This is a genomic window from Actinomycetota bacterium (genome assembly GCA_036280995.1).
GTDB lineage: Bacteria > Actinomycetota > CALGFH01 > CALGFH01 > CALGFH01 > CALGFH01.
The window spans coordinates 1-6,198 of record DASUPQ010000923.1 but is presented as its reverse complement, the minus strand read 5'-3'; the positions used below and the strand labels follow the sequence as shown (position 1 = coordinate 6,198).

General features: G+C 73.6%; 8 protein-coding genes and 1 pseudogene. 4 read left to right on the top strand and 5 right to left on the bottom strand.

Features of this window, described 5'->3' with window-relative positions:
* The 3 genes and pseudogenes from VF468_30785 to VF468_30775 all read left to right on the top strand — a co-directional run.
* The coding region (locus VF468_30785; GenBank protein ID HEX5882672.1) for an NAD(P)-dependent oxidoreductase at window positions 1–364 on the top strand (364 nt) is incomplete at its 5' end.
* A 17-nt stretch (window positions 365–381) separates the two neighbouring features.
* Window positions 382–1,263: a TIM barrel protein gene (locus VF468_30780; protein ID HEX5882671.1), complete on the top strand. Its 882-nt coding sequence runs from the start codon at window positions 382–384 to the stop codon at window positions 1,261–1,263.
* Between the two features lie 19 nt (window positions 1,264–1,282).
* Window positions 1,283–1,577: pseudogene (locus tag VF468_30775) on the top strand (gfo/Idh/MocA family oxidoreductase).
* A 115-nt stretch (window positions 1,578–1,692) separates the two neighbouring features.
* On the opposite strand, the gene VF468_30770 reads toward VF468_30775, so the two are convergent.
* The 5 genes from VF468_30770 to VF468_30750 are packed head-to-tail and all read right to left on the bottom strand — an operon-like array spanning window position 1,693 to window position 5,514.
* Window positions 1,693–2,007, bottom strand: a complete 315-nt coding sequence (locus VF468_30770; GenBank protein HEX5882670.1) for a type II toxin-antitoxin system PemK/MazF family toxin — start codon at window positions 2,005–2,007, stop codon at window positions 1,693–1,695.
* A complete protein-coding gene (locus VF468_30765; GenBank protein ID HEX5882669.1) occupies window positions 2,007–2,243 on the bottom strand; it encodes a ribbon-helix-helix protein, CopG family in 237 nt (78 codons plus the stop codon). The genes VF468_30770 and VF468_30765 overlap by 1 nt, the downstream gene beginning before the upstream one ends.
* Window positions 2,244–2,298: 55 nt before the next feature.
* On the bottom strand, window positions 2,299–3,309 hold the full coding sequence (locus tag VF468_30760; protein ID HEX5882668.1) for a Gfo/Idh/MocA family oxidoreductase: 1,011 nt from the start codon (window positions 3,307–3,309) through the stop codon (window positions 2,299–2,301).
* Between the two features lie 13 nt (window positions 3,310–3,322).
* Window positions 3,323–4,321, bottom strand: a complete 999-nt coding sequence (locus tag VF468_30755) for a sugar phosphate isomerase/epimerase (protein ID HEX5882667.1) — start codon at window positions 4,319–4,321, stop codon at window positions 3,323–3,325.
* Window positions 4,322–4,335: 14 nt separating this feature from the next.
* Window positions 4,336–5,514: a Gfo/Idh/MocA family oxidoreductase gene (locus VF468_30750; protein HEX5882666.1), complete on the bottom strand. Its 1,179-nt coding sequence runs from the start codon at window positions 5,512–5,514 to the stop codon at window positions 4,336–4,338.
* Window positions 5,515–5,593: 79 nt separating this feature from the next.
* On the opposite strand from VF468_30750, the gene VF468_30745 reads away from it, so the two are divergent.
* Window positions 5,594–6,198, top strand: a 605-nt coding sequence (locus tag VF468_30745) for a LacI family DNA-binding transcriptional regulator (GenBank protein HEX5882665.1), incomplete at its 3' end; no start/stop codon positions are given.

Sequence of the window (6,198 nt, the reverse complement as noted above, 5' to 3'; positions counted from 1 at the left end):
CGCCGCCAGCGACGTCCTCACCCTGCACGCGCCCCTGACCGACCAGACCCGCCACCTGGTCGGCAAGACGCTCCTGGCCCGCGTCCGGCCGGGGGCCGTCCTGGTCAACTGCGGCCGAGGGGGCCTGCTGGACCTGGACGCCGTGCTGGCCGCCCTGCGGGCGGGCCGGCTGGCCGGGGTCGGCCTGGACGTGTTCGACCCCGAGCCGCCGCCGCACCATCCCCTGTTCGACCACCCCGACGTGGTCCTCACCCCCCACGTGATGGGGCTGACCCGCCGCGCCACCGCGGCCACCTTCGCCGACGCCGCCCGCGGGGTCGCCGACGTCCTGGCCGGCCGCCGGCCCGCGGCCGTGGCCACCTAGGAAGAGGAGGAACGCCAATGCCGTCCCAGGACAAGATCGCCGGCGCCCCCATCTCCTGGGGGGTGTGCGAGGTGCCCGGCTGGGGCTACCAGCTCCAGCCCGACCGGGTGCTGGCCGAGATGCGCGAGGTCGGCCTGGCCGCCACCGAGCTCGGGCCCGACGGGTTCCTGCCCGGCCGGCCCGAGGCCATGGCCCGGATCCTGGAGCAGCACCACCTGCAGGCGGTCGGCGGGTTCACCCCGCTGCTGCTGCACGTGCCCGGCCATGACCCGGTCCCGGAGGTCGACCGGCTGCTGGACGCCTACGCCGCCTCGGGTGCGGGCGTGCTGGTGCTGTCGGCCGTCACCGGCCTGGACGGCTACGACAGCCGGCCGGAGCTGGACGACGACGGCTGGCAGGTCCTGCTGGGCAACCTCGACCGCCTGGCCGTCCTCGCCGCGAGCCGCGGGGTGCGGGCGGTGCTGCACCCCCACGTCGGCACCATGGTCGAGAACGGCCCCGAGGTCCAGCGGGTCCTGGAGGGCTCCTCGGTCGACCTCTGCCTGGACACCGGGCACCTGCTCATCGGCGGCACCGACCCGGCCGAGCTGGCCCGCCAGGCCCCGGGACGGATCGCCCACGTCCACTTCAAGGACGTCGACACCCGCCTCGCCAGGCGGGTCCAGGACGGGCAGCTGACCTACACCCAGGGGGTACGCGACGGGATGTACCGCCCCCTCGGGTCGGGCGACGTGGACGTGCCGTCCATCGTCGGGTCCCTCCACGGCCGCGGCTACGACGGCTGGTACGTCCTGGAGCAGGACACCATCCTCACCGAGGAGCCGGCGGACGAGGGCCCGGTCGCCGACGTGTGGGCCAGCGCCGAGCACCTCCGCGGCGTGCTCGCTCACACCGGGTAGGGGAACAGGCACGGAGCCGCTGGGCATCGGCGTCCTCGGGGCCGCCCGGATCTCCGGGCTGCCATCACCGGCCCCGCCCGCGCCACCGGCGACCGCCTGGTCATGCCGGCACCTACGCCGGCGGGGTCGCCGACCCCGAGATCGAGGTCGTCTACAACCCGCTGGCCAACAGCCACGGCCTCTGGAACCTGGCCGCCGTCGCCGCCGGCAAGCACGTGCTGACCGGGAATCTGTCGGCCAGCAACGCCACCGAGGCCGGCGGGGTCCGCGACGCCGCCACGGCGGCCGAGGTGACCGTCCTGGAGGCCTTCCACCGACACGGTGACCCTCATCGACGCCTGCTACCAACGCGCGGGTTCTCGCCCCGCCCCGCACTACGCGCTGAGCACCGATCTGGCCGCAGCAGCCAAGAAGCTGGTCGAGCTCGAATCAGCGCAGCCCGAGGACTGTCCGCAGGGCCTCGTCGATGCCCCATGCCTCCTCGGGCGTGACGACCCCGACCAGCTCGCCGATGCGGGCCGTGTCGATCGCACCGACCTGCTCGACGAGCACGCGCGTCGGTTGACCGGCAACGTCGACCTCGGGTCGGAACGATGCCGGACGGGCGCTCCTGGACGTGGGGGCGATCAGCACCACGGAACGCGGCAGCAACTCGTTCGCCTGGACCACTACGCCGTATCGGGTCCCCTGCTGTTCATGGCCAGCCGCTCGTAGTGGTCGTATGCGGTAGATCTCGCCTCGGATCATTCGTCGTCGAGGACGCCCATGAACTCGGCCACCGCGCGCATCTCGTCCCGATCAGCGGGGTCTGACTCGAGGGCCGCCGCCTCGGCCGCCAGCGCCGAACTGCGCCGCTGCCGGCTTGCCTCCTCGACCAGGGCACGGCGGATCGCCTCCGACCGTGAGAGACCGGTCGCCTCCAGCAGTGCCAGCGCCCGCTCGGCGTCGTCGTCGAGCCGGACGGAGATCGCAATGGACATGTCCAGTACTGTAACACATATCGTCATACAATGATGAGGTGGTCCCGCAGCTACGTTACGGCCTGGTCACCGCGACCGGCGTACCGAGCTCGGCCGAACGGTGGAGGGCTTCGAGCACGGTGGCCTGGGCGATGGCGTCGGGGCGGGCGAACGACGGGTCGCCGCCTCCGGCGATCGCCGCCGAGACGGTGTCGAGCTCGATCCGGTAGACGTCGTGGTTGGGGTCGGTGAGGGCCAGGGCGCCCTCGTGGTCGACGGGGACGAGCTCGCGGTCGCCGTTGCGGGACAGCTCCAGGTGGCTGGCCCGGCACAGCCAGGGGTCGGGGACGGTGAGCATCCCCTCGGTGCCGACCAGCTCGAGCTCGTCGCGGCGGGTCAGGTCGAGGGCGACGTCGAACTGGGCGAGGACGTCGCCGGGCAGCCGCAGGGTGGCGGCGAGGCGGAGGTCGACTCCGTCGGGGCCGTCGCGGACCTGGGCGGCCCAGACCTGTTCGGGCTCGCCGGCGAACAGGCGGATGGCGCTGGCGCAGTAGCAGCCGAGGTCGCCGAGGGCGCCGCCGCCGAGCGCGACCGAGCGGCGGATGTCGCCCGGGGGAACGCTGACGCTGAGGGCGGCTCGGACATACGCCAGCCGCCCGATGGCGCCGTCGGCGACCAGCCTGCGGGCCAGGGTGGTCTGGGGATGGTGGCGCCACATCAGGCCCTCGACGCAGCGACGGCCGGCCGCCTCGGCGGCGTCGAAGCAGCGGGCGGCGTCGGCGGCGCTGGTGGCGAGCGGCTTCTCGCACAGCACGTGCTTGCCCGCCTCCAGCGTCTTGACCGTCCACTCGGTGTGCAGCGACACCGGCAGGGGGACGTAGACGGCGTCGACGGCCTCGAAGGCCAGCAGCTCCTCGTAGGAGCCGAAGCTGGCCTCCAGCCCCAGCTCGTCGGCGAACGCCCGCGCCCGGGCGGCGTCGCGGCTGGCCACGGCCACGAACTCGGCGTGCTCGGCAGAGCGGGTGGCCTCGATCACCAGCCGGCCGATGGCGGCCGTCGACAGCACGCCCCAGCGGACCCTGCCCATCTCCGACCCCGGGTCAGCCGAGCCGGGAGGCGGCCGTCCGGAGGGTCTCGGCCGCGGAGCGCAGGCCCTCCATCTGGTCCAGCTCCTGGTCCTCGTGCTCGATGTTGACCGCCATGTCGGGGTCGATCTCGGCCAGGGCCCGCAGGAACTCGGTCCAGAACTCGACGTCGTGCCCGCGGCCCACGGCCACGAAGTCCCACGAGGAGCTCTCCGGCCAGCGGCTCAGGGTGTAGTCGCCGCCCAGCGACAGGGCGCCGGGGTCGTCGGTGGCGACCCGCCCGAAGCGGTCGTCGAGGACGCCGTTGAGCTTGGCCGCCTCGTTGATGCGGGTGTCCTTGGCGGCCGCGTTGTAGACCAGGCCGCCCAGGTGGCGCACGGCCAGGACCGGGTCGATCCCCTGCCAGAACAGGTGGCTGGGGTCCATCTCGGCGCCGACGTGGGTGGCGTCGATCTCGGTGGCCAGCCGCTCCATGGTGCCCGGGTTGTAGACCAGGTTGTGGGGGTGCATCTCGATGCAGACCTTGACGTCGGCGTCGGCCGCCCGGGCCTGGATGTCCTTCCAGAAGGGGATGCCGACCTCGTTCCACTGGTAGTCGCGGGCGTCGAGGTAGACGCTGTGCCAGGGCTCGACCGTCCACGACGGGTAGCGGGCCCCGGGGTCGGAGCCGGGCAGCCCGGACATGGTCACGACCCGCTTGACCCCCAGCAGGGCGGCCAGCTCGATCGAGTCGCGCACGTCCTTGGCGTGCAGGGGCCCGACCGCGGGGTTGGGGTCGAGCGGGTTGCCGTTGCAGTTGAGGGCGGTCAGGGTCACGCCGGCCGAGCTGAACAGCCCCAGGTACTCGTCGCGGGCGTCCTGGCTGGCGCGGATGCCGTCGACCGGCAGGTGGACGGGGGGCAGGAACCCGCCGGAGTTGATCTCCGCGCTGTCCAGCCCCAGACCGGCCAGGGTCTGGACGGCCTCGGCCACGGGCTTGTCGTGCAGGCAGGCGGTGTAGGCGCCCAGCTTCATGGTGGTCCTCCCGGTCAGTCGACGGTCACGTCGGCGCCGCCGGCCTTGGCCGAGGCGACGACCGCGTCCAGCAGGCGGATGTTGCGCAGACCCTCGGAGAAGGAGGCGAGCCTCGGCAGCCCCTCCACCCCCGCGACCTGCTCGAGGAAGGCCCGGGCCTGGAAGGTGAACAGGTCGTTCTGGCCGTAGCCGACCCCGGGGAAGTCCATCGGGAGGCCCCCGGTGAGGTACGGGTGGGCGGGCCCGACGAGCACCTGGCGGAACCCCTGGGTCGGGCCGGCCGGGGCGCCGTCGATGAAGCCGAACTCGCCGGCCCGGGCCAGGTCGAAGGTGGCCGCGCCCGAGGACGTGAACAGCTCGAAGCCGAGGGAGTTGGCCAGGCCGTAGGCTGAACGGGAGGCCGACAGGGTGCCGGTCGCGCCGGATTCGAAGGTGGCCGTGAAGGTGACCAGGTCCTCGTTCTCCACCGGCTCGGTGACGTCGCTGAGCTCGGCGGCGGCGTGGCCGACGGCCGCGCCCGCGGGGAGGGCACGCTCGGTGACGAAGGTGGACAGCACCGCGCCCCGGACCGACCGGATGGGGCCGCAGACGAACTCGGACAGGTCGATCAGGTGGCTGCCGATGTCGGACAGGGCGCCCGACCCCGGGCCGCCCTTGTAGCGCCAGCTCATCGGGCCCCGCGGGTCGACCCCGTAGTCGCACCAGTAGTGGCCGTTGAAGTGCAGGGGCCGGCCCATGGCGCCGGAGGCGAGCTGCTCCCGGATGGCGCCGATGGCGGGGGAGCGGCGGAACACGAACCCGATGCCGGTCTCGCGGCCCGACGCCTTGGCCGCGGCCACCATGGCCTCGGCGTCCTCGACGGTCGGGGCCATCGGCTTCTCGCAGAGCACGTGCTTGCCCGTGTCCAGCAGGCCCTCGACGATCGGGCGGTGGAGCGGGTTGGCCACGACCACGCTGACCACGTCGACGTCGTCGGCGGCGGCCACGGCCTCCCAGCCGCCCTCGGCCCGCTCGAACCCGAAGCGGCGGGCGGTGTCGGCGGCGAAGACGGGGTTGACGTCGGCGATCGCGGCCAGCCGGATCTCCGGCAGGCCCTCGCCGTAGACGGTTGACGCCGACCGGTACCCGGCGGCGTGGGCACGGCCGGCCATGCCGGCCCCGATGACGGCGACGCCGATGGACGAGTCGGTCATGAGGTGCGCCTCCTCCCTGAGGATTTGAAGCGCTTGATTTGAAACGCTTCAAACCGTACTATGCAAGCCATCCATGGACATGTCAACAGGTTCCCGCAGACCACGGCTCGAGGACGTCGCCGAGCGGGTCGGGATGTCGCCGGCCTCGGTGTCGATGGTGCTGTCGGGCGCCCCCGGCCCCAGCGCGGCCACCCGGGATCGGGTGCTGGAGGCGGCCGCCGAGCTCGGCTACCGCCCCGACCGGACGGCCAGCCTGCTCGCCCGGCGGCGGACCCACCTGGTCGGGGTGCTGATGCAGGTGAGCAGCCCCTTCCACGCCGAGCTGGTCGAGGACCTCCACGAGGCCGCCGAGGGCCGCGGCTACGACGTCGTCCTGAGCACGGTGACCCGCACCCGCGACGAGCGCCGGGCCACCGAGACGCTGGTCGACTTCCGCTGCGAGGCCCTCGTCCTCCTCGGCCCGGTCGCCCCCGCCGCCCAGCTCGCCGCCCTGGGGCGGCAGCTGCCGGTGGTGGTGATCGGGCGCCGGGTCGCCGGGGGTGGGGTCGACGTGGTCCGGACGGCCGACGCCGAGGGGGTCGGCCAGGTCGTCGGCCACCTGGCCGGGCTGGGGCACCGTTCGATCGCGTACGTCGACGGGGGCCGGGGGACGATCGCCGCCGACCGCCGCCGCGGCTACCGCAC

Excerpts from the sequence above, each read along its gene's own strand:
- VF468_30780 (HEX5882671.1), top strand. The coding sequence starts at position 382 with ATGCCGTCCCAGGACAAGATCGCCGGCGCCCCCATCTCCTGGGGGGTG.
- VF468_30760 (HEX5882668.1), bottom strand. The coding sequence starts at position 3,309 with ATGGGCAGGGTCCGCTGGGGCGTGCTGTCGACGGCCGCCATCGGCCGG.
- VF468_30765 (HEX5882669.1), bottom strand. The coding sequence starts at position 2,243 with ATGTCCATTGCGATCTCCGTCCGGCTCGACGACGACGCCGAGCGGGCG.
- VF468_30755 (HEX5882667.1), bottom strand. The coding sequence starts at position 4,321 with ATGAAGCTGGGCGCCTACACCGCCTGCCTGCACGACAAGCCCGTGGCC.
- VF468_30750 (HEX5882666.1), bottom strand. The coding sequence starts at position 5,514 with ATGACCGACTCGTCCATCGGCGTCGCCGTCATCGGGGCCGGCATGGCC.